23 protein-coding genes are annotated in these 22,917 nt (G+C 49.3%); 12 read left to right on the forward strand and 11 right to left on the reverse strand.

From position 1 onward, the window contains the following. Nucleotides 1-53: 53 nt before the first annotated feature. From ispC to ABTW62_RS08465, 9 genes are all read right to left on the reverse strand, one after another. Nucleotides 54-1,241, reverse strand: coding sequence for a 1-deoxy-D-xylulose-5-phosphate reductoisomerase (gene ispC / locus ABTW62_RS08425; protein WP_430904140.1), 1,188 nt, complete (start codon nt 1,239-1,241; stop codon nt 54-56). Next, complete coding sequence (locus ABTW62_RS08430) at nt 1,238-2,065, reverse strand: phosphatidate cytidylyltransferase (RefSeq protein ID WP_430904141.1); 828 nt, start codon at nt 2,063-2,065, stop codon at nt 1,238-1,240. Before ABTW62_RS08430 ends, ispC begins: the two co-directional genes overlap by 4 nt. A gap of 47 nt (nt 2,066-2,112) precedes the next feature. Continuing rightward, on the reverse strand, nt 2,113-2,892 hold the full coding sequence (gene uppS / locus ABTW62_RS08435) for a polyprenyl diphosphate synthase (RefSeq protein ID WP_430904142.1): 780 nt from the start codon (nt 2,890-2,892) through the stop codon (nt 2,113-2,115). A gap of 3 nt (nt 2,893-2,895) precedes the next feature. Continuing rightward, nucleotides 2,896-3,453, reverse strand: coding sequence for a ribosome recycling factor (gene frr, locus ABTW62_RS08440; protein WP_430904143.1), 558 nt, complete (start codon nt 3,451-3,453; stop codon nt 2,896-2,898). 74 nt (nt 3,454-3,527) lie between these two features. After that, entirely contained in the window at nt 3,528-4,241 is a 714-nt protein-coding gene (pyrH, locus tag ABTW62_RS08445) for a UMP kinase (protein ID WP_430904144.1), read from the reverse strand. Between the two features lie 181 nt (nt 4,242-4,422). Next, complete coding sequence (tsf, locus tag ABTW62_RS08450; protein WP_430904145.1) at nt 4,423-5,307, reverse strand: translation elongation factor Ts; 885 nt, start codon at nt 5,305-5,307, stop codon at nt 4,423-4,425. A 116-nt stretch (nt 5,308-5,423) separates the two neighbouring features. After that, nucleotides 5,424-6,191: a 30S ribosomal protein S2 gene (gene rpsB, locus ABTW62_RS08455; protein ID WP_430904146.1), complete on the reverse strand. Its 768-nt coding sequence runs from the start codon at nt 6,189-6,191 to the stop codon at nt 5,424-5,426. 387 nt (nt 6,192-6,578) lie between these two features. Beyond that, nucleotides 6,579-7,325, reverse strand: coding sequence for a fumarate/nitrate reduction transcriptional regulator Fnr (gene fnr / locus ABTW62_RS08460; protein ID WP_430904162.1), 747 nt, complete (start codon nt 7,323-7,325; stop codon nt 6,579-6,581). Between the two features lie 287 nt (nt 7,326-7,612). Beyond that, a complete protein-coding gene (locus tag ABTW62_RS08465; RefSeq protein WP_430904147.1) occupies nt 7,613-7,930 on the reverse strand; it encodes a c-type cytochrome in 318 nt (105 codons plus the stop codon). A 177-nt stretch (nt 7,931-8,107) separates the two neighbouring features. Between ABTW62_RS08465 and ABTW62_RS08470 the strand changes: the two genes are divergently transcribed. Continuing rightward, nucleotides 8,108-8,821, forward strand: a complete 714-nt coding sequence (locus tag ABTW62_RS08470; RefSeq protein WP_430904148.1) for a DUF2490 domain-containing protein — start codon at nt 8,108-8,110, stop codon at nt 8,819-8,821. Between the two features lie 796 nt (nt 8,822-9,617). Here the strand turns inward: ABTW62_RS08470 and ABTW62_RS08475 are convergent. Further along, nucleotides 9,618-10,856, reverse strand: a complete 1,239-nt coding sequence (locus ABTW62_RS08475; RefSeq protein WP_430904149.1) for an NnrS family protein — start codon at nt 10,854-10,856, stop codon at nt 9,618-9,620. 124 nt (nt 10,857-10,980) lie between these two features. Here ABTW62_RS08475 and ABTW62_RS08480 point away from each other — a divergent pair, with 124 nt between their 5' ends. From ABTW62_RS08480 to icd, 7 genes are all read left to right on the forward strand, one after another. Further along, nucleotides 10,981-11,886 carry a 3',5'-nucleoside bisphosphate phosphatase gene (locus tag ABTW62_RS08480; protein WP_430904150.1) on the forward strand — a complete coding sequence of 302 codons (906 nt, stop codon included), beginning with the start codon at nt 10,981-10,983 and terminating at the stop codon, nt 11,884-11,886. 69 nt (nt 11,887-11,955) lie between these two features. After that, complete coding sequence (locus ABTW62_RS08485) at nt 11,956-12,588, forward strand: L-threonylcarbamoyladenylate synthase (protein ID WP_430904151.1); 633 nt, start codon at nt 11,956-11,958, stop codon at nt 12,586-12,588. Continuing rightward, nucleotides 12,581-13,246, forward strand: coding sequence for a site-2 protease family protein (locus tag ABTW62_RS08490; RefSeq protein ID WP_430904152.1), 666 nt, complete (start codon nt 12,581-12,583; stop codon nt 13,244-13,246). Before ABTW62_RS08485 ends, ABTW62_RS08490 begins: the two co-directional genes overlap by 8 nt. Before the next feature lie 83 nt (nt 13,247-13,329). Beyond that, nucleotides 13,330-14,532 (forward strand): tryptophan--tRNA ligase, encoded by a 1,203-nt coding sequence (locus tag ABTW62_RS08495; protein ID WP_430904153.1) that lies wholly within the window; start codon nt 13,330-13,332, stop codon nt 14,530-14,532. A 43-nt stretch (nt 14,533-14,575) separates the two neighbouring features. Next, nucleotides 14,576-15,364 (forward strand): segregation and condensation protein A, encoded by a 789-nt coding sequence (locus tag ABTW62_RS08500; RefSeq protein ID WP_430904155.1) that lies wholly within the window; start codon nt 14,576-14,578, stop codon nt 15,362-15,364. Then, nucleotides 15,330-15,983: an SMC-Scp complex subunit ScpB gene (gene scpB / locus ABTW62_RS08505; protein ID WP_430904156.1), complete on the forward strand. Its 654-nt coding sequence runs from the start codon at nt 15,330-15,332 to the stop codon at nt 15,981-15,983. Before ABTW62_RS08500 ends, scpB begins: the two co-directional genes overlap by 35 nt. A 33-nt stretch (nt 15,984-16,016) precedes the next feature. Further along, nucleotides 16,017-17,264, forward strand: coding sequence for an NADP-dependent isocitrate dehydrogenase (gene icd / locus ABTW62_RS08510; protein ID WP_430904157.1), 1,248 nt, complete (start codon nt 16,017-16,019; stop codon nt 17,262-17,264). 144 nt (nt 17,265-17,408) lie between these two features. On the opposite strand, the gene ABTW62_RS08515 is transcribed toward icd, so the two are convergent. Next, the gene (locus ABTW62_RS08515) at nt 17,409-17,612 is read right to left on the reverse strand and encodes a cold-shock protein (protein WP_004174375.1); all 204 of its coding nucleotides are present in this window, start codon (nt 17,610-17,612) and stop codon (nt 17,409-17,411) included. 363 nt (nt 17,613-17,975) lie between these two features. Between ABTW62_RS08515 and clpS the strand changes: the two genes are divergently transcribed. The 4 genes from clpS (at nt 17,976) to pyrE (ending at nt 22,516) form a co-directional block, all read left to right on the forward strand. Further along, nucleotides 17,976-18,290, forward strand: coding sequence for an ATP-dependent Clp protease adapter ClpS (gene clpS / locus ABTW62_RS08520; RefSeq protein ID WP_430904158.1), 315 nt, complete (start codon nt 17,976-17,978; stop codon nt 18,288-18,290). A 1-nt stretch (nt 18,291) separates the two neighbouring features. Continuing rightward, on the forward strand, nt 18,292-20,547 hold the full coding sequence (gene clpA / locus ABTW62_RS08525) for an ATP-dependent Clp protease ATP-binding subunit ClpA (protein WP_430904159.1): 2,256 nt from the start codon (nt 18,292-18,294) through the stop codon (nt 20,545-20,547). After that, on the forward strand, nt 20,528-21,658 hold the full coding sequence (locus ABTW62_RS08530) for a TRAP transporter substrate-binding protein (RefSeq protein ID WP_430904160.1): 1,131 nt from the start codon (nt 20,528-20,530) through the stop codon (nt 21,656-21,658). Before clpA ends, ABTW62_RS08530 begins: the two co-directional genes overlap by 20 nt. Nucleotides 21,659-21,874: 216 nt before the next feature. Continuing rightward, nucleotides 21,875-22,516, forward strand: a complete 642-nt coding sequence (pyrE, locus tag ABTW62_RS08535; protein WP_430904161.1) for an orotate phosphoribosyltransferase — start codon at nt 21,875-21,877, stop codon at nt 22,514-22,516. Nucleotides 22,517-22,917 lie beyond the last annotated feature (401 nt).

Genomic DNA, 22,917 nt, shown 5'->3' on the forward strand with positions numbered 1-22,917 from the left:
TGCCACAGTGCCGACTCCAGCATGAGCGGCATGTATCTGGCACATTGGTGCTGCTAAACCTGACAGGCCAACCATTCCCGGGCTGTCTCACGTGCAAGTGAATCGGCCGCAAGCACATCGTCCAGGCTGGTGACTTGTTGCTGATTGATCGTTTGCATCACCTGTTCGATCATAACCGGAATAGCTGTAAAAGGCATTCCGCCAGCCAGGAAAACTTCGACTGCCACTTCATTGGCGGCATTCAGCACGGCGGGCATATTTCCTCCCATGGACAACGCCTTGTAAGCCAAACCAAGACAAGGGAAGCGTTCGAAATCAGGCTTCTCAAAATCGAGCTGTGCAATTTCAAAGATATCGAGAGATCGCACCCCGCTCTCAATTCTGTCCGGATAACTCAGGGCGTGCGCGATCGGCGTGCGCATATCGGGATTACCCAGTTGCGCGAGTACTGAGCCATCGATATATTCGACCATGGAGTGAATGACACTCTGAGGATGCACCACTACTTGAATTTTCTCCGGGTCCGCATCGAATAGCCAGTGCGCTTCAATCACTTCCAGGCCTTTGTTCATCATGGTCGCCGAATCTACCGATATTTTACGTCCCATGACCCAGTTGGGGTGTGCACAAGCCTGTTCAGGCGTCACGCTTTCCAACTCCGCCCAGGCCGCATTCCGGAAAGGGCCGCCCGAAGCAGTCAGCAATATCCGGCGAACACCGGACTCTCCATAATCACCACTGAAATGCTGTGGCAAGGACTGAAAAATCGCATTATGCTCGCTGTCTATTGGCAACAATGTTGCCTGGTGTTGCTTGACCATATCCATAAAGATACGCCCTGCCATCACCAGGGTTTCCTTATTCGCCAACAACACCTGCTTGCCGGTACGCGCTGCCGCGAGTGTCGGACGGATACCGGCCGCACCGACTATTGCGGCCATAACCGTATCGATTTCTGGCAAGGACGCCACTTTTTCCAGCGATTCGACGCCGGAAAGTACCTCGGTATCGGAACCGATCGTGCGCAGTTCGTCATTTAGTTGCCCGGCCCCGTCTTCATTCAGCATGACCGCATAATGCGGATGAAAACGTTGGCATTGCGCAAACAGTTTCTCCACGCTTTCGTTCGCAGTCAGTGCAACGATTTTGAAACGGTCAGGATGACGCGCGACCACATCCAGTGTACTTTCTCCGATACTACCCGTCGACCCCAATATGGTCAGGTACCGCATTTTAGTCATAGTTCAGTCGAATATATGAGGATTACTGCCATTGCCGCAACCGGCAAAGTCGAAGTCAGCGCATCGATCCGATCCAGTATACCACCATGACCGGGCAGAATATTGCCACTATCCTTGACACCCGCATGTCGTTTTAGCAACGACTCAAAAAGGTCACCCATGATGCCCAGCATCGTTAGCACAAATAATAATGGAACCAGCCAAGTGATCAATAAATTTCCTTCGTCCAGCAAGTACAACCAGACAAGTGCGTAAACCAAAACACCGCACAAGGCGCCTGCCACCCCCTCCCAGGTTTTGCCAGGACTGATTCGTGGCGCAAGTTTATGTTTGCCATATGCGCGCCCGGCAAAATAAGCGGTACTATCCGATACCCAAATGACCCCCATGAATCCAAGCAACAGCCAGGGATCGATTGCACGCAGCTGATAGAGCGCCAGACAGGTCGGCAGCAATACCAGCCAGCCGAGCAGCATGAATAGTCCGCTGTTTTGGATCGGGCAGTTTATCCTTAGCAGGATCGGTACCAACGATAACCAGAACAGAGTCGAAAGCGCATATAGCCAGATTATGGCCATACTGCTTGGATCCACCTTTACGGCTTCACTGACCAGAAACAATAGCTCTCCACCCAGCAAGGTGGTGAGAATTAGATATAAAACTGTTTGCCTGACTGTGAAACGACCTAATCGGGCCCATTCTCTGGATGCCGTAACTGTCACGCCCAAGAGCAAGACGGCCCAGAATATAGCTGGCAAATAAAATAATGCCGCCAGAAAGGCGGTCAACATAGCTAGTGCAGTAAGAATTCGAGTTTTAAGCATGAACGGTCATATCCCGTTGGTTTGGGAACGGTAAATAAATAGCATCTTCATAAACCGTTTACTCTGTTTTTTGCCAGAGAAGCTACCAGCTGCTCGCTGGTTCGTCCAAATCGACGTTCGCGTTGCTGATAGGATGCAATCGCCTGATCGAGTGACGCCGCATCAAAATCCGGCCATAGCGTTTCGGTAAAGTACAACTCGGTATAGGCAAGCTGCCACAATAAAAAATTACTGATTCGACATTCACCGCCAGTACGGATAAACAAATCAGGTTCGGGCGCATTGCCCATTGCCAAGTACCTGGAGAGATCCAGTTCGTTAAAACTATCCGCCAGCCTGCTATCCTGAGCTATCATTTTTTTCACTGCTTGCATAATGTCCCAGCGCCCACCATAATTAGCCGCGACTGTAAAGTGCAAGCGCGCATTATTGGCAGTCAACGCCTCACCTTGCCGTATGCAATCGATAATCTTGGCGTCGAATTTGGAAATATCGCCGATCACTTTGAATCGGATGCCATTTTCATGCAGTTTTGCAACTTCTCGTTCCAGCGCGACCAGAAACAACTGCATCAGCAATTTCACTTCTTCTTCGGGTCTGCGCCAGTTCTCACTGCTAAACGCAAAAATCGTTAAGTATTTGATCTCGCGCTCGATGCAGGCCCTGATAATCCCTCTGACTGCCTCGACGCCTTGCCTATGTCCTGCTGTACGAGGGAGATAACGCTGTTTCGCCCACCGGCCATTACCATCCATGATGATGGCTACATGCTTGGGCATCGCGCCAATTTCAGGAATGTCACGCGTTGAGCTCGGTGTTTCGGACATACGTCAGACAGCCATCAATTCAGATTCTTTGGTTTGCAATAACTTATCCACTTCAGCAATATAATGATTGGTGAGTTTCTGAATTTCTTCCTGCCCGCGCCGATCCTCATCTTCAGCGATCAGTTTATCCTTGAGCAACTCTTTGAGCTGGTTATTGGCATCACGGCGAGCATTGCGCATGGCAATACGTGCCGTTTCGGCTTCTGCTTTGACAATCTTGGTCAAATCCCGGCGTCTTTCTTCCGTCAACGGTGGCATTGGCACACGCACCATTTCGCCCACTGTCATAGGATTCAGGCCCAGGTCAGAATCTCGCACGGCCTTCTCAATAACTGCCAGCATCTTCTTGTCCCACGGAATGATGCCAATAGTTCGAGCATCAGCCAAAGTTACATTTGCCAGTTGTTTGATAGGCGTCGGGGTACCATAATAGTCGACCATGATATGGTCCAGCAGGCCTGCGTGCGGACGTCCACTTCTGACCTTGCCAAAATCAACTTGGAGCGCCTCCAGACTTTTCTGCATCTTTTGTTCTGCAGATTTCTTTACATCAGCAATCATATGTTAGTAGACTTTTCTGTTTGAAAATTAAACAATTTCCGAAATGCTTTTCGAATCACAATGCATTTTCGAACTCAGGCCACCACCAATGTTCCCTCATCTTCTCCCATGACAACCCGCCTGAGTGCACCAGTCTTGAAAATACTGAATACGTTGATAGGCAGTTTTTGATCCCGGCATAATGTCAAGGCTGTTGCATCCATCACTTGAAGATTCTTGCCAATGGCTTCATCAAAAGTCAGTTTTTGGAAACGTTTGGCATCCGGATTGGTGAGTGGATCGCTGGTATAAATACCATCGACCTTGGTCGCCTTCAACACGATGTTTGCGCTCATTTCCATGCCGCGCAGGGCAGCAGCCGTATCCGTGGTGAAAAAGGGGTTGCCGGTCCCCGCTGCAAACACCACCACTTTTCGCTCTTCCAGATAACGTAGTGCCTTGCCACGAATATAAGGCTCCACGACCTGATCGATGCGCAAGGCTGATTGCACACGCGAGACGACTCCGCCTCGTTTCATCGCATCGTGCAGCGCCAGCGCATTCATTGTGGTCGCTAGCATGCCCATGTAATCCGCTGTCACACGATCCATGCCGTCGCCAGCCGACTTCATGCCGCGAAAAATGTTACCGCCCCCGACTACAATTGCGATTTCAACTCCCAGCTCCAGAATAGCGGCAATCTCGACCACTATGCGATCCACCACCATGCGATCGATACCGTAATTGGCATCACCCATGAGTGCTTCACCTGATAATTTCAACAAGATACGTTTATAGATTGCCGACATTTTATAAACTTAAGAGTGGATGATTGAGGATCGGGGACTGGTTGTAGGTATCTCTGGTGGTTCGGTTTTCTTGGCTGCACTGTACTCAGAACAAATAAATGTTTGCCTAGTGAGCGATGACCGCATCTCGATTATTTGCGGCTTGCCTGACCCGGAAAACGTAAGTCTCAGAGATACCACTTTATTTTGACTGGCCCACCTGCGCCATGACTTCAGCGGCAAAATCATCGGATTTCTTTTCGATTCCCTCACCGACCACGAACAATGCAAACCGATTAACCTTGGCAGATTTTTCTGCCAGAAGTTTCTCGACGGTTTGCTCTGGATTCTTGACAAAAGGTTGACCGAGCAAGGTCACTTCTGCTAGATATTTGGCAACTCGCCCTTCTACCATTTTCTCTACAATATTAGCCGGCTTGCCACTTTCCGCTGCCTGGGCCGCAAAAATCTGGCGTTCACGGGCCAGCAAATCGGCCGACACCTGATCGCTTGAAACACAGACTGGCTTGCTCGCAGCCACGTGCATCGCCAGATCTTTACCTAGCACTTCATCTCCCCCCGAATAATCGAGCAGCACACCAATTCTTGACCCATGCAAATACATAGCGAGTTGGCCTTCGGTTTCATAATTCGCCCCACGCCGCAAACTGATATTCTCGCCCAGTTTCATGACCAATGCCTTGCGCGCCGCCTCTACTGTTTCACTTTCAGAGAGCATCATTTCAGTCAATGCTGCAATATCCGAGACATTCTCGTTCACCATCAACTGCGCCAAATTTTTGGCAAAATTGATGAAATCTTCATTCTTGGCAACAAAATCGGTTTCGCAGTTAATCTCCACCAGCGCGCCTCGCTTGCCATCAGCCGAGACGAATCCGCTCACCACCCCCTCAGCGGCAATACGCCCAGCCGCTTTGCTGGCTTTGGCCCCACTCTTTATCCGCAAAAGATCCTCGGCCGCCTTCATATCTCCATCAGCTTCCGAGAGCGCTTTTTTACATTCCATCATGCCCAAGCCTGTAAGCTCACGCAGTTCTTTCACCATACTCGCGGTAATTTCCGCCATATTCACTCCAAATCCCAAAATTCAAACCACATTGATGTGGTGGCCCAGAATGACGCCGGTCAACTCCGCACCACGCACATTCATTAAACCAATGATCTAAAACTCGCCTCCAAGGGCTATGCTTGTTCCTCGACCGTTGAAGACTGGTCTGCAGCGAGCGCCAGCTCCTCATCGGATTTACTCATATCAACGATTTCCTGAATAGACTGGTTTCGGCCTTCCAGCACGGCATCCGCCATGGCACGGGCATAAAGCCGGATAGCCTGGCTGGAATCATCATTACCAGGTATCACATAATCGATTCCCACAGGATTGTGATTTGTATCCACGACCCCCACAAGCGGGATGCCAAGCTTGCTGGCTTCCACAATCGCCCCCTTTTGATAGCCCACGTCGATCACAAACATGGCATCGGGCAGTCCCTTCATGTCCTTGATCCCACCGAGGCTGTTATTGAGCTTTTCCAACTCGCGCTGGAAATCAAGCGCTTCTTTTTTGACGAGCTTATTCAGCGAACCATCCTGCACCATTTTCTCCATGTCATGCAGGCGTTTGATTGATTGTCTGATCGTCTTGAAATTAGTCAGCATACCGCCCAACCAACGCTGGTTGACATAGGGAGCGCCACAACGGATCGCTTCTTCCTTAACGATATCGCGCGCCTGGCGTTTGGTGCCAACAAAAAGTATCGTACCCTTATTTGCTGAAAGCCTGCGGGCGTAGCCCAGCGCTTCATCAAGCTTCACCAGGGTCTTTTCAAGATTGACAATATGGATTTTATTACGTTGGCCAAAAATATAGGGGGCCATCTTGGGATTCCAGAAACGAGTCTGATGCCCAAAATGCACACCGGCTTCCAACATTTGACGCATGGTCACTGACATAAATTCTCCTTAGGGTTAACCGTCACCTGCCGACACGCTTCCTTCTCAGAAGGCACCCTATCTTAGCAGGCACGAGTTTTGTGTATTTACTTGAGTTGATTAAAATTCGAACAGATTATTTCGTATCTCAGAAAGGACCTCTTGGCTTTCCATGCACACGGACAAGCCGCATAATCCTTCGCCGGAATTATACCATGGCCCAGGCCGTGCTCAAGAATAGTCAAATTCACTTTAGGGCACCCCTAAAAATCCCTATTTCGTCACAATACGTCGTTGTTCACAAAAAATGTCCCTCACATATCCATCATATGCTGCGTCAACATTTTTTGTTCTCGTCTGGTCTTGTTTAAAACGCTGAATTTTTAAAGGTGCCCTTTAAAGACAGGATCAGCAGACGGTATCACCGATTTTACGGTTCAGTGCATCGATATTATTCAATGTGACGTGTTTGTTATTAATTGTGATGAGACCTTCTTCCTGCAGCTTTGAAAAGGATCGGCTGACAGTTTCCAGTTTCAGGCCCAAATAACTGCCAATCTCTTCCCGGGTCATGCGTAAAATAAAACTGGTTGGCGAATAACCGCGCTTGGACAATCGATCGGATAAATTAAGCAGAAAGGTTGTCAACCGCTCCTCTGCACGCATACTACCGAGCAACATCATGACGCTGTGATCTTGAACGATTTCTCGGCTCATGATTTTGTGAAACTGGCTCATCAGCAAAGGAATACTCCGCCCGATTTCTTCCAGCTTATTGAAGGGAACTTCGCAAACCTCGCTATCATCGAGTGCCACGGTATCACCGGCATGCTTGCCAAGACTGATTGCATCCAATCCCAGCAATTCTCCGGTCATATAAAAGCCTGTCACCTGCTGGCGTCCATCCGCCTTGAGCACACTCGTTTTAAAGAACCCATTCTTGACGGCATAGAGCGATTTGAACGCCGATCCAGCGTGCAATAAAAATTCACCCCGCCGCACTTTGAATTTGTGATTAATCAGCTTACCTAAATGCTCAATTTCCTCATCCTCCAGCCCTACAGGCAAACACAGCTCACGAAAACTGCAGGTCATACAACTCGATTTGTATGGCGGTGTTGTGGAATTTCTGGCTAATGTGCTCTCTAACAAGATCGAATCCTACCTATATGGAAATTTCAGCATTGGTCTTGAAAACAATGCCACTAAAATTGCGGCCAGCGCCATGCAGCGAGCCAGCCACCAGCAACGCTCAACAAAATGCAAAGCCTATCCCGCTGACCCGACTTGCACTCAGCTTGATAGTTTTTTGACCAAAGCAACGCTGAATCAATCATTGCGAGTGCAGCAAAGCCATCCGGAATTTTGCAGAACCCGCACATCCCAGATAGCCAATACTATAACGTCACGATAGCCGTTTCCATAGCATGCCTCGCTGTTTGCTATTGGGTCGCGCTATTCTCCAACACATAATCTGCCAGGCTTTCCACCGAGTCACCCATCAGGTTCGGGAATGCAGGCATGCCAAATCCCTTACCGTTTCTCACGCGCTCGATAATCGCTTCCGGGCTCGCCATTTCCGCTTTCAGGACCATGACGTTGCCATTTACCGGCGTATGGCATTGTACGCAAGCTTCCTTAAAGATCTGTTCGCCCGTTGCGTCCCCGCTAGGCATATAGTCACTATTTCTGGAGCAACCACTCAACAAAATCAATGCGCAGCCAGACAATGCCAGCGACAAAGTAACGATTCTTCTCATATTTCTCTAACTCCAATTCAAGTTATAATCATTTGCAAAAGCAGGAATCATAAAATTCCGGCCGAAGGTATTCCGAGTTTAGCATACCCGCGCCCCTTGCTAGCCTCAACTAGCAAGATCACGCACTGGTTGCGCAGGTGAAACTGTCCGATAAACCACCACCAACTTTCGACAACAATGAAAAAAACGTTTTATCTCGCCAGCATTGCCATGCTGGGCTTGTCAGCGACACCTGCTGACGCGGCTGGCGTGACCGAAGATTTCCAGACCTGGGGCAATATCACGGCAGTGGGTAATTTGGGTGCGCTCAACCAAGACTGGAAAGATTTCAAGTATTGGCTGGAGGGGCAGGGACGATTTGGCAATGACAGCTCACGATTCTCCCAAAGCCTCATACGACTTGGGGCCGGCTATGCCATTAACAGCAAAACCAGTATCTGGACCGGTTTTGCCTGGGCGCCAACCAGCAAACCATTCACTCAGAATCCATTTAACGAATACCGCATATGGCAACAATTGCTTTGGAATGATACCTTCTCCGATGCAGCAACGATGCTGCGCTTTCGTCTCGAGGAACGATTCTTCGACATTTCTCAAAGTGATGATGTCGCTTTCCGCTTCCGCCAACTGGCGAAATTAACATTACCTATCCCATTTGCACCGCCGGCATTCAGATTTGCCTTCACGAATGAGGTCTTCGTGCACTTGAACAATACTGATCAGGGTCTGAGGCGAGGCTTTGATCAAAACAGGGCTTTTTCAGGCATTGCCTACCGGTTCAATCCGGAAACAACCATGGAAGTCGGCTATATGAATCACTATATCAAGAAATACAAGCAAGCCGATCAAATGCAGCACATATTATCCGTCAATTTGTACTTCAATTTTTAGCATCCACCCGCAAGCGAATCCGACCGAGCCGGATTCGCCGCCTGTATCGCGCCGCCTGGCTTCCTCATTCAATAAATTGGCACCCCGCACGAAGAGACTATATTTAGGACACCTCTAAAAATTCAGCGTTTTAAACAAGACCAGGCGAGAACAAAAAATGTTGACGCAGCATATGCTTGACAGGTAAGGAGACATTTTTTGTGAACAACGACGTATTGTGACGAAATATGGATTTTTAGAAGTGCCCTATAGCCTTAAGCCCCGCCGGTAGCACCCGCACGAGTTAACACCCACTCGGAACGGCTGACGATTTCCGGATTCTTCAAAACTGGAAGATCCAAGGACATAGCCATCAGGAACATTCTTCCTGACAGCATTCACACCCTCAGCCATCGCTCGGCCCACATCTCAGGTTGTATTAACTTGATGGTTATACTATCATTTACTACTTCTTATTAACTAAATAGACATGAGGTCAATTGTGAAATATTTCTATTTCGTCATTGTGTTCATGGCAATTGTATTATCTGCCTGCGACTCGAAAAAACACCCTATGGACAAGCCACCTCCGTCCGCCTTTATCGAACGTGAAGCTGCTCCCAATGACCTTGATTCGGACAACGACTCATCCGAGTAAAATACGTATCATGGGTTTGCTTCAGAGCGCCATCATAACTATTTGAAACTCAATCGCTCTTGAATCTGAACCCGTGTATGGCCTCTTCCTGATGCAATCCATTTCACAAGAAGAGGCCATACCTATGGGTTTTCACATTAGAAATGTGACAGCTGTCGCTCAGCCTGCTTTGTCATCCACTCTCGCCTTCCAGTATATCGGCATATATTTTGCCGCCCACAGCAAGAAGCAGCTCAACCATATACCTCCCGCAACCAAATAAAACGACGGTGCCAGAAATGCAATGGCAGGCACAATATCCGGCAAAATTCTGAACAACGTCGCTGCCTGAAACCCAATAAACAGCCACCACGTCAAATTATCCAGTACTAATGGGCGGCCGGAATGTCCCAGCGTGACGCGTGAAGCCATGCCGATCACCATGCTGGCAAAATATCCAATACCTAGCGCATGCAGCGGTGCCAGCCCCAACCCATGACGATACGCTGGTAACTGCCAATCAAGCAGGCCCTGTAAGGCAAATAGCAGCATGGATACCCCCAGCCAGGCAAAGGCCACATGCAACACAGCCAGCAACCTGACGCTAAAACTGCGGAAGAACCCCCAGATAAAACTGAGATATAACGCACATCCGGCGAGCAGCAGATCACCCCCCCAGGCATACTGCGAATAGCCCAGCAACTGCAAGAGGCCGTGCAAAGCCGAGCACCCCACCATCAGCCACAACAAGACATAGGGACGAACCAAGACATAATCCGTTAGCACTCGACTGGAAAAGAAAGGAATCATCCGATGTGAAACGGTCATGACAATAGGCAAGAGAAAGAACCAGATACCGGCCTGGCGGGAAAAATTCAGGAATGCGCCATTCTCGGTCACCACCCATAACAAGAAGGCGCCCAGACCCAATCCACCCGCGGCAAACGCAATAGCAGCCACCCAAGCATGGCGCTTGTCCTCAGCGGGCGCCGTCAATAACACATCGAACAACAGGATGGCCGCCTTCCCCCACCCCATCAGCATCAACCCGATACCCGCAATCACAATCAGTTTTCCGGCAAACAATCCTGCATAAAACAACATCGTTCCAGCCACCATCAGCATGCAGACCTGCATATACTGCTGCGGTTTGATTTTTTTGCCGTTCATCCAATTTGGAAAGGTCGTGAACAGAAATCCGAGGATGAAAAACGAAAAGAAAGTATAAATCATCAGAAAGGCATGCGCCCAGATTGGCACAATGCTCCAGACCATCACATCGGCCATCAGACCCAAACGCCCGGCAAGATCGAGCACCCACCATAATAGTGTCAATACTCCCTGCAACGTACCAGCCAGAAACAAACTGCGATGGGGCGCAGCTGATAAATGCGACCAGGTATCCCGAAGTTGATTCATAATATTTTCCTGTTAAACTCGAAAGAGAATTGATTTGTTTACATCCTGGCTCTTAACCAGGTTATTTTTAATCGCAGCGGTTATTTGCTATGATGAGGGCACTAGACGATTCCACACCTTTCTGATGCCCAATATTGATTTGCATTGTCACTCGACTGCCTCCGACGGCATATTATCACCTACGCAACTCTTGGCACATGCTGCCTCACGTGGTGTGCAGGTTCTGGCGCTGACCGACCATGACGATGTCGCGGGACTGGTTGAAGCCGATTCTGCTGCGCATGAAAGAAACATTCTGCTAATCAATGGCGTTGAAATTTCTGTCACATGGCATGGACGCACGCTACATATTCTTGGGCTCGGCATTGACCCAAATCATTTACCCTTGATCGAGGGATTAGAAAAAATCCGTGAAGGCCGCACGGAACGCGCACGCCTCATTGCCGCACAGCTGGATAAATTCGGGATTCACGGCAGTTTCGAAGGTGCGTGCGGCCACGCCGGCGAAAGCAGGTTGATTGGGCGCACGCACTTTGCCCGTTTTCTGGTTGAAAGCGGACATGCCAAAGATGTCAGATCCGTATTCAAGAAATTTCTTGTCAAGGGAAAGCCCGGTTATACGCCGCACACCTGGGCAACCCTCGAAGAAGCAATTGGTTGGATACGCGGCAGTGGCGGCCAAGCTGTCATCGCACATCCGGCCCGCTATAAATTGGGCAAAAATTTACTTGAGCAATTGTTACAGGATTTTTGCGCACTGGGGGGCGCGGGTATCGAGGTCGTCTCTTCCAGCCATACACCCGACCAGGTCAGACAGTTTGCTCAATTGGCAACACGGCTGAATTTGCTCGCATCCTGCGGCTCCGATTATCACGGCCCAGGAGAAAGTTATTTCAATCTCGGTCGATTGCCGTCATTACCGTCCGAATGCACCCCCATCTGGCACGACTGGAAGATGCCGTTTGACCATAATCATCAAGCCGACAACACAATCATTGGACAAAGCAACAATATGCCATTCTCCCGGTAAATTGATCTACAGTACACAGTACGTGAGGCTGGCTATAATTCCAACCCTTAACAGCTAATAATATTGATCATGGCTCAATTTTTTTCCATACACACGCAGACCCCTCATTTGAGGTTGATTCGCCAGGCGGTGGATATTGTACGCAAAGGCGGAGTGATCGTTTATCCCACCGACTCCTGCTATGCTCTGGGTTGCCAAATAGGCAACAAAGAAGCAATGGATCGTATCCGCGCCATTCGCAAAGTTGATGAAAATCACCATTTCACTCTGGTATGCCGGGATCTGGCTGAAATCGCAACCTATGCCAAGGTCGACAATGCGCAATACCGGCTGCTCAAGGCCTCCACACCAGGCAATTATACTTTCATTCTAGCCGCCACACGTGAAGTGCCACGCCGCCTGCAGCATCCCAAACGCCACACGATCGGGCTGCGTATCCCGGAACATCCTGTCACACATGCGCTACTGGCTGAGCTTGACGAACCATTGCTGAGCTCGACACTGATTTTACCTGGCGATGAATTGCCTTTGAACGATGCCGAAAAAATTCGTGCACGCCTCGAACACCAGGTTGAATTGGTCATGGACTCCGGTTCCTGTGGCACCGAAATGACTACCGTGATCGACCTGACCAATGACATGCCAGAATTAATCCGTTCGGGGAAAGGCAGTCTCTCACCTTTTGGACTTACCCATGGATAGCATCATTCAGGGCATTACCATTTATGCGCTGCCGGTCATCTTCGCGATCACCCTGCACGAAGCAGCACATGGCTATGTTGCCAAGCATTTTGGCGATCTGACCGCCGAGATGGCCGGTCGTATCAGCCTGAACCCGATCCGGCATATCGATCCAGTTGGCACCATACTCGTTCCACTGACCATGTTTGTCGCCAGCAAACTCATGATGGGCGGCGGCTTCCTTTTTGGCTGGGCCAAGCCTGTCCCGGTCAATTTCAGTCAATTACGCCGGCCGAAACGCGACATGCTATGGGTTGCCGCTGCCGGACCAGGTGCCAACCTGCTCATGGCCTTTTTCTGGGCAGCAGTCATCAAGCTGGGCCTGGCTTTTCCTGAAAGCACCTATGCCAAACCATTAATCCTGATGGGCATTGCTGGCATCGAAATCAATGTCATTCTGATGGTTTTGAATTTATTGCCGCTCCCGCCCCTCGATGGTGGCCGCATTGCCGTCAGCTTACTGCCTAATAGGCTCGCCTGGAAATTCGCTCAAATAGAACCCTATGGGTTCATAATATTATTGACGCTCTTGATCAGCGGCGCTTTGGGGGTTGTCTTGTGGCCTCTAATCAAGTTTACCAAGCAGATGATCGTCATGCTTTTCGGCTTGTATGTGTAAGTTGTAAACTACATTTCATCACACTTCTGTATCGCTGGAAATTTCCATTTATTTCATTTTAATGTTGTTTAAGGTTTCGTAAAATGTTCGCTGACCGCGTTCTCTCAGGCATGCGCCCCACAGGCAGTTTGCACTTGGGGCATTATCATGGTGTTCTAAAAAATTGGCTGACTCTGCAGCAAAAGTACGAATGTCTGTTTTTTGTTGCAGATTGGCATGCGCTGACCACCCATTACGATGCACCAGAAATCATCGAACAGAATACCTGGAACATGGTAATCGATTGGCTGGCCGCAGGCGTAGACCCTTCTCAGGCAACGCTGTTCATCCAATCCAAAGTACCCGCTCATGCGGAATTATATTTATTGCTATCCATGATCACCCCTCTTGGTTGGCTGGAACGCGTCCCAACCTATAAAGATCAACAGGAAAAGCTTACCGAGAAAGATTTGAGCACTTATGGTTTTCTAGGCTATCCGCTTTTGCAAAGCGCCGATATATTGATTTACCGCGCCAACCTCGTTCCGGTCGGCGAGGATCAGGCACCTCACCTGGAGTTTACCCGGGAGATATCGCGACGATTCAATCATATTTTTGGTAAGGAACCCGGATTTGAAGAAAAGGCGAGCCAGGCTATAAAAAAACTGGGCTCCAAGAAATCCAGGCTTTATCGCGAACTACGCAATCGCTACCAGGAACATGGTGATGAGAATGCCCTGGCAGAGGCAAGATCCTTGCTGGAAGAACAACAAAACCTGAATACCGGCGATCGTGAACGTTTATTCGGCTACCTGGAAGGAGGTGGCAGGATCATTTTATCCGAACCTGAAACCCTGCTGACCAAAGCATCGAAAATGCCCGGCTTAGATGGACAGAAAATGTCCAAGTCCTATGGCAATACGATTGGCTTGCGGGAAGATGCCGACAGTGTCCGCAAAAAAATTCGCACCATGCCGACCGATCCAGCCCGTATCCGTCGCAGTGATCCCGGTGACCCGGCAAAGTGCCCCGTATGGCAATTTCATTTACTCTACTCACCCGATGAAGTCCGGGACTGGGTTCAGCAAGGCTGCACAACAGCCGGAATTGGATGCCTAGAATGCAAACAACCGGTGATCGAATCGATTCTGGCGGAACAGGCACCGATACTGGAGCGCGCGCGCATGTACGAAGAAGATCCTGCCTTGATGCGCAATATCGTTGCGGATGGGTGCGAAAAAGCCAATCGACTCGCTGAAGAAACCATGCGTGATGTCAGAGAAGCACTCGGCTTGAGCTATCTCTGACAATCTGGCTACCACCGGTCGGCATCCATCCGTTAGCAGGGAAATGTCAAACCAGACCATTGCAAAAGTACTTGGCGAGCCATTTCTGGAGATCCCACAGGATCTGTACATTCCCCCGGAAGCGCTTGAGGTCTTCCTGGAAACCTTCGAGGGACCGCTCGATCTCCTGCTTTATCTGATTCGCAAGCATAATCTGAATATCCTGGACATCCCCATGGTCGAGCTGACCCGGCAATATGTCGCCTATGTAGAATCGATGCGTACCGACCAGTTCGAGCTGGCTGCAGAATATTTACTCATGACCGCATTATTAATCGACATCAAATCTCGTTCACTGCTTCCACGTCCGGCAGCCACCAAGGAAGAGCAGGCCGATCCACGCGCTGAACTGGTGCGCCGGCTTCTGGAATACGAGCAAATCAAAAAAGCTGCCATGCACTTGAATACCTTGCCCATGGCCCATCGGGATTTTCTGCTGCCACAAGTGTGGATTGATTCTGTCACGGTCGAGCAACTACCCAATGTAAATCTTGACGACTTGCGCAACACATGGCTCGCCTTGATGGAACGCGCCAAAGCCAACCGCCACCATCATATTCAACATGAGGCCATTTCCGTGCGCGCATGCATGAGCGAGATTCTGAGAAACTTGCAGACTCGAAAAGAGGTTCCCTTCACTGAATTATTTAGCGATACTGCCAACGTTAATAAGCTTGTGGCCAGCTTCCTTGCTTTGCTGGAATTGGCGCGTGAATCGTTGATTAACATTGTGCAAACGGAGCGATTTGGAACCATCTATGTCCACTCTATCCACTCTGACTCAACCCGTTGAAATCGATGCAGCACCCAAGCCGAACGAAATCCTCAGGATTCTTGAGACAGCCTTGCTGACAGCTCAGGAACCGCTCTCCATGAGCGATCTCGGCAGACTATTCGATGGCCAAATCAACCATAAGGCACTGCATGCATCGTTGACCGATTTACGCGCAAAGTGGCATGACAGCGGGTTAGAGTTAACACAGGTAGCCAGCGGCTGGCGATTTCAGAGCAAGCCCGAAATGCAGGTTTTTCTCGACCGGCTCACTCCGCACCGGCCACCACGCTATTCCCGTGCCGCACTGGAAACCTTGGCGATCATAGTTTACCGGCAACCTGTCACTCGGGGCGATATTGAAGCTATCCGGGGGGTTGTCGTCGCCAGCTCGATCATTAAGGCACTGGAAGCGCGCGGCTGGATTGAGACTGTTGGACAGCGCGACGTGCCTGGCAGACCCTTCCTTTATGCGACGACTCAACATTTTCTCAATGATTTGAATCTGCAGTCCCTGGAGCAGTTACCGCCTCTGGAGGATTTGGATTCATTGAGCATCGTTGCCGATAAATTGGAGTTCGTCAATGGTGCAGCCTCAACTGCTCAAGAAAACGATCCATCACGCTCGAACAACGAGTAACTATAATCTTTTAACCCTCTGGAGATGCTATCTATGTATCAACATATCAAGGTACCCGCTGCTGGTCAGAAAATTGCGGTCAAGAATGACTTTTCTCTCCTTGTTCCCGACCAGCCAATTATTCCTTTCATCGAAGGGGATGGCATCGGGATTGATATTACACCGGTCATGATCAAGGTTGTCGATGAGGCAGTCAAAAAAGCCTATCAAGGGCGTCGACAAATTGCCTGGATGGAAATTTATGCGGGTGAAAAGTCAACCCGGGTCTACGGTGAAGATATCTGGCTGCCAGATGAAACCCTGCATGCGGCTAAAGAATTTGCAGTATCCATCAAAGGGCCGTTGACCACTCCTGTCAGCGGTGGCATCCGTTCGATCAACGTTGCATTGCGACAGTTGCTTGACTTATATGTGTGCTTACGTCCGGTCCGCTACTTCCAGGGCGTTCCCAGCCCCGTCAAACATCCGGAAAAGGTGGATATGGTCATCTTCCGTGAAAATTCTGAAGATATTTATGCAGGCATCGAATGGGAAGCCGGTACTCAAGCAGTGCGCACAGTCATTGATTTTCTGATGAAGGATATGGAAATCACCAAGATACGCTTCCCAGACACCTCGGCAATTGGCGTCAAACCAGTCTCGAAGGAAGGCAGCGAACGGCTGGTCAGAAAGGCTATTCAATATGCAATCGATCATAATCGCCGGTCGGTAACCTTGGTTCATAAAGGCAACATCATGAAGTTTACCGAAGGCGCATTCAAGAAATGGGGCTATGCGGTAGCTGAAAAAGAATTTGGCGCAGAATTGCTCGATGGCGGACCATGGATGAAGTTACATCACCAGGGCAATGAAATTATCATCAAGGATGTCATCGCCGACGCCTTCCTGCAGCAAATATTATTACGCCCGGAAGAATATGACGTCATCGCCACCCTGAATCTCAATGGCGACTATATTTCGGATGCCCTGGCCGCACAAGTGGGTGGTATCGGCATTGCGCCAGGCGCAAACTTGAGCGACACCATCGCGATATTCGAAGCAACGCATGGCACCGCCCCCAAATATGCCGGCAAAGATCAGGTCAATCCAGGATCCCTTATCCTCTCCGCCGAAATGATGCTCAGGCATATCGGATGGCAGGAAGCCGCCGACATCATCATCACCGCAATGGAAAACACGATTAAGGAAGGCATCATGACTTATGACTTGGCAAGATTAACGCCGGATGCCAAACAAGTATCATGCTCTGACTTCGGCAATGCCATGATAGCGAAAATGTAGCAATCATTCTTATCAGGCAGACGCGCTTTGCCTGATAAGATAAATTTTTTTCAAACGACCGCAATGTCCCATCCTGACAGGATGATTATTGCGGTCGCTTACAACCAAACTCGACCGGAATCAACTTCCGATCGAGCTGGGCAATCAAGCTGACTGGATGTTTGAAGCTTGCTTGCCTTTTGGTCCTTGAGTCACTTCAAAGCTAACCTTCTGGCCTTCCTTCAGGGTCTTGAAACCTGACATGTTGATCGCGGAAAAGTGCGCGAACAAATCTTCGCTGCCATCATCTGGAGTAATAAAACCAAATCCTTTGGAATCATTGAACCATTTTACTGTACCTGTTGCCATTTCTACTTCCTATTAAAAAACTGGGCCGGATACCCTGATACTATTTGAATTTCAAGACCGCAAACGGCTCTAACCAGTACTGCAGAAAACTTGAAGCCAAACGCCAAGTGCAGTTTTACGCAAAATATTGTTCAAGTCAAGTACAAGTACATGCGCTATTTAAATCCACATTTCCACAAGCCGGAGTAAAATGGGTGCTCAAGGGTATCCAGCGTGTTGTCGTAACCGACAAATATGGGTCAAAATATGTCGATCCACGCCACTTTGAAACTAGCGAGTGACTGTAAGCTCTAAGTTAGAGATGAAAATATGAGTATAAATACTTACTAGTATTTTTCTTATAGAATATCAATAATATAAGTTATGACGACAGGCAACCGAAATCCTGGTGGCGGCGTACTCGAAAAAGGAAAAACCAGATTGAGTCCACCGCCTTTATACAAAGTAATATTGATCAATGATGATTTCACTCCCATGGATTTCGTAGTCAAGGTTTTACGGAGCTTTTTTGCCATGAACGAAGAAATGGCAACTCGAATCATGCTCAAGATTCATACTGAAGGTGCAAGTGTTTGTGGTATTTATCCTAGCGATATTGCGGTGACAAAAGTGCAGCAGGTAAATGAATTTTCAAGACAAAATCAACACCCACTGATGTGTGTGATGGAAAAGGAATGATATGATCGCGCAAGAACTAGAGGTAAGTTTACACATGGCTTTTGTCGAGTCCAGACAAAAACGTCACGAGTACATCACAGTGGAACACTTATTGCTGGCGCTACTCGATAATCCCAGTGCTGCAGAAGTTCTGATAGCCTGCGCGGTTGACATTGAAGATTTGCGCAAATCTCTGCAGGATCATATCAATCGCCATACGCCCATCGTGGAAGGCTCCGATGAAGTCGATACCCAACCCACATTAGGCTTCCAGCGGGTTATCCAGCGGGCGATCCTTCATGTGCAGTCCTCAGGAAAAAAAGAAGTCACTGGCGCGAATGTTTTGGTCGCGATTTTTGGTGAAAAAGATTCGCACGCCGCATACTTCCTGCAGCAAAGAGGCGTGACAAGACTGGATATTGTCAATTATATCTCCCACAAAATAAGCAAAGTGTCGCAAAACAGTGAGTCGGAAAAGCACGAAGAAGGCAGTGACAGCGATCAACAGAATCCGGGCAATACGCTGGAAAACTATACGATCAATCTGAATAATCAAGCTACGGCAAACCGGATCGATCCACTTATCGGGCGTGAAAAGGAAATTGAGCGCGTTATCCAAACCTTGTGCCGCCGCCGCAAGAATAATCCGCTATTGGTGGGCGAAGCTGGCGTAGGCAAAACAGCCATCGCTGAAGGTCTTGCCAGACGCATCACAGAAAACCGGGTGCCCGAGGTGCTGGCTGAACATCATGTCTACGCGCTGGATATGGGTGCACTCCTGGCCGGTACAAAATATCGTGGTGATTTCGAGCAACGACTCAAAATTGTATTGAAACAGCTTACGGACAACCCCAAGGCCATTCTATTCATCGATGAAATTCATACCCTGATTGGTGCCGGTGCGGCATCTGGCGGGACTCTGGACGCCTCCAATCTGTTAAAACCGGCATTAAGTTCAGGACGCCTGAAATGTATAGGCGCTACGACCTACAATGAGTATCGCGGCATTTTCGAGAAAGATCATGCATTGTCCCGGCGATTCCAAAAAATCGACGTACCCGAACCCAGTATCGGTGAAACAGTGGAAATCCTGCGCGGATTGAAATCTCGCTACGAGAAGCATCATCATGTCAAATACACGGAGGCTGCCTTATCCGCCGCGTCCGAGTTGTCTGCTCGCTTTATCAGCGATCGGCACTTGCCAGATAAAGCCATCGATGTTATCGATGAAGCCGGAGCGGCCCAGCGCGTGCTGCCCAAATCCAGAAAACGCAAAATCATTGGCAAGCATGAAATTGAACAGGTCATCGCCAAACTCGCTCGAATTCCGCCCCAGAGCGTCTCTAGCGATGATCGCCACAAACTCAAAACACTGGACCGTGATCTGAAAGCGATCGTTTTTGGGCAGGATACGGCAATAGACGCGCTCACTGCCGCGATCAAAATGGCTCGCAGCGGCTTAGGAGATACCCACAAACCGATCGGCTCATTTCTTTTCTCTGGGCCAACCGGCGTAGGAAAAACCGAGGTTGCGCGCCAGCTAGCTTATACGCTGGGCATCCCCCTGCATCGCTTTGACATGTCCGAATACATGGAACGCCACGCGGTTTCAAGGCTGATAGGCGCACCACCCGGATATGTCGGTTTTGATCAAGGCGGCTTGCTGACCGAGACCATCATCAAACAACCGCACGCCGTACTACTGCTGGATGAAATCGAAAAGGCACACCCGGACATTTTCAATGTATTACTCCAGGTCATGGATTATGGTGCACTCACCGACAATACCGGCCGTAAAGCGGATTTCCGCAATGTGATCATCATCATGACCACCAATGCCGGCGCCGATACCTTGACCAAGTCATCGATCGGATTTGCCAAACATGCAAAATCCGGTGATGAACTGGTTGAAATCAAACGCTTATTCACGCCAGAGTTCCGCAACCGGCTCGATGCAATCATTTCTTTTGCACCCTTGAACGAGGCGATCATCTTGCGCGTGGTGGACAAATTCCTGATCGAGCTCGAAACCCAACTCCAGGAGAAAAAAGTAGAGGCCGCCTTCACCGACAATTTGCGCACCTATTTGGCCATCAATGGATTCGACCCGCTCATGGGCGCGCGCCCCATGGCCCGCCTGATACAGGACATTATCCGCAGCGCCCTGGCCGATGAATTGCTATTTGGACGACTGGCCAATGGCGGCAAGGTAACAGTGGATATCGATGAACAAGGCAAGGCAATACTGAATTTTGAAGATGAAGAAAAAGTCGTTTGAGTCGCCATCTCCAAAGAAACATCTTGCGCCCTCCCCTGGCAGGCTAATCAGAACGCCCACTGGTCAAACGCTGTTTGCGCTGTTTGTATTATTTACTCTGCTCTTCGCATCACAGTCGCATGCCGAGCCCCTATATCAATGGCGCCTGGCAATGTCCTGGCCGGAAGGCACCCCCATGTTGCACAATGCGGCCAAAAGATTTGCCGAGAATGTGGTGAAAATGTCAGGCGGGCGCATGCAAATTATCGTGGATGCGCCTGGCAGACACAAAGCGCCGCTTGGGATTTTTGATTTTGTACGCACCGGTGTTTACGAGATGGGCCATACGGCCTCCTATTACTATAAAGGCAAAGATCCCGCCACCACCTTCTTCACAACGACACCTTTCGGTTTGACGCCGACCGAAATGAATGCATGGTATTACTATGGTGGGGGACTGGAGTTATTGCACAAAGTTTATGCTAGGCATAATATCGTCGCTTTTCCTGCAGGAAACACCCATATTCAGATGGGCGGATGGTTCAGAAACGAAATCAACTCGCTGGATGATTTAAAGGGATTGAAAATGCGCATCCCCGGCCACGCCGGAGAAGTGGTGGAAAGAGTTGGGATGAAACCGGTCAGTGTGCCACCGGGTGAGCTTTATACCGCATTAGAACGCCGCACAATCGATGCGGTGGAGTGGGTGGGACCGGCCAATGACGAAAAAATGGGGTTCCAGAAAATCGCACCGTATTATTACACCGGATGGCATGAGCCAGGCGCCGAACTGCATCTTTTCATCAACAAGAAAAAATTTGATGCCTTGCCCGACGATTTGAGAACGATTATCGCCCTCTCTGCCAAAGAAGCTTCATTTGATATGTTGTCCGAATCTTTCTATCGCAATACCTTAGCCTGGGAAAACATGCGCAAGGAACATGGCATCAATATCCGGACTTTCCCGGATGACGTGCTGGATGCCTTCAAACAATCCAATGAAGAATTGTTGTTGCAAGCAGCCGACCGATCGACACTCGCTCAGGAAGTCATTCAAAGCCAGCAAGCATTCCTGACCAAAGCCAGAAAATGGAGCAAGATAACCGAACATAACTACCTGGAATTACGTTGATCATTGTACCCGTTTGACCAGCTTTTAAGACAGCTTCAATACCTGTCGCCCATGAATGGCACTGACTCACTTCTTTCACTGAGCGGGTTGAATCAATCGCATCATGCGACAAATGTCACCAGAATCCTTGTCATCGAATTCAACTGAATCGCACAGTTTCTAGACCGTATGACGGTCCATCCCGCCGAGATTTCCAGATTAAAACATTACAGAATCATGTCAGATTTTCAGCAAAAATTTATCGATTTCGCCATCCACTATAAAGTGCTATGTTTTGGAAACTTCAAGACTAAGGCGGGGCGGCTCTCTCCGTATTTCTTCAATACAGGATTATTTAACGATGGTCATGCATTACGCCAGCTTGGCCAGTTTTATGCCCAGGCCATTCTTGACGCAAAAATTCCATTTGACGCCCTATTCGGCCCGGCATACAAAGGCATCCCATTAGTTAGCGCCATCGCTATCGCACTTGCCGAACATGGGCACAATCACCCGTTCAGCTTCAACCGCAAGGAAGCCAAGGATCATGGCGAGGAAGGCAGCATCGTGGGCGCACCGTTAGCCGGACGCATCCTGATTGTCGATGATGTGGTCTCCGCAGGAATCTCGGTGCAACAATCCATCGATATCATTCGCGCAGCGCATGCCACACCCTGTGGCATTATGGTCGCGCTTGACCGCATGGAACGGGGAGAACGGGAACTTTCTGCCATTCAGGAAATTGAATCCAATCACGGAATTAAGGCCTTTCCTCTCATCACGCTGGATGACATCATTAAATACTTGCACACTCGAGAAGATTTAACGCATCATGTCACAGCAATTGAAGCCTACCGTGCACAGTATGGTGTCAGATAGCTTCATGTGTTTCTGCATGGTTACCCACTTGCCTTTCGATAGCCATGCCCGAGACGCCTCAAATGATCGAAAAATCCAACTCAACCAGCCTCGCCCTCGCTACGATCGCTATTCTCGGACAGCCTCCTAGCAGACCGATATTTCCCGATCCATATGACCCGATGATTGCCCAAGCGAGACTTTCACTCGCAAAAAAAAACCCTGCCGAGTCTGGCAGGGGAATAATGGGCCTCGTCACGTTGAGATCAATCCAGAGACTATATCGTTACACTACCGCATTCTTCCTGCCTACCAAAGCCTGATTAGCGCCAGGACTTCCCCTTTTTTCTGCACCAGCATTGTTCCATTTATCCGACATCCGGATCACGCCAGCTGATTTTGGGCCTGATGACTGACAGTTG

It is taken from the genome of Nitrosomonas sp. ANs5, assembly GCF_050584665.1.
Lineage (GTDB): Bacteria > Pseudomonadota > Gammaproteobacteria > Burkholderiales > Nitrosomonadaceae > Nitrosomonas.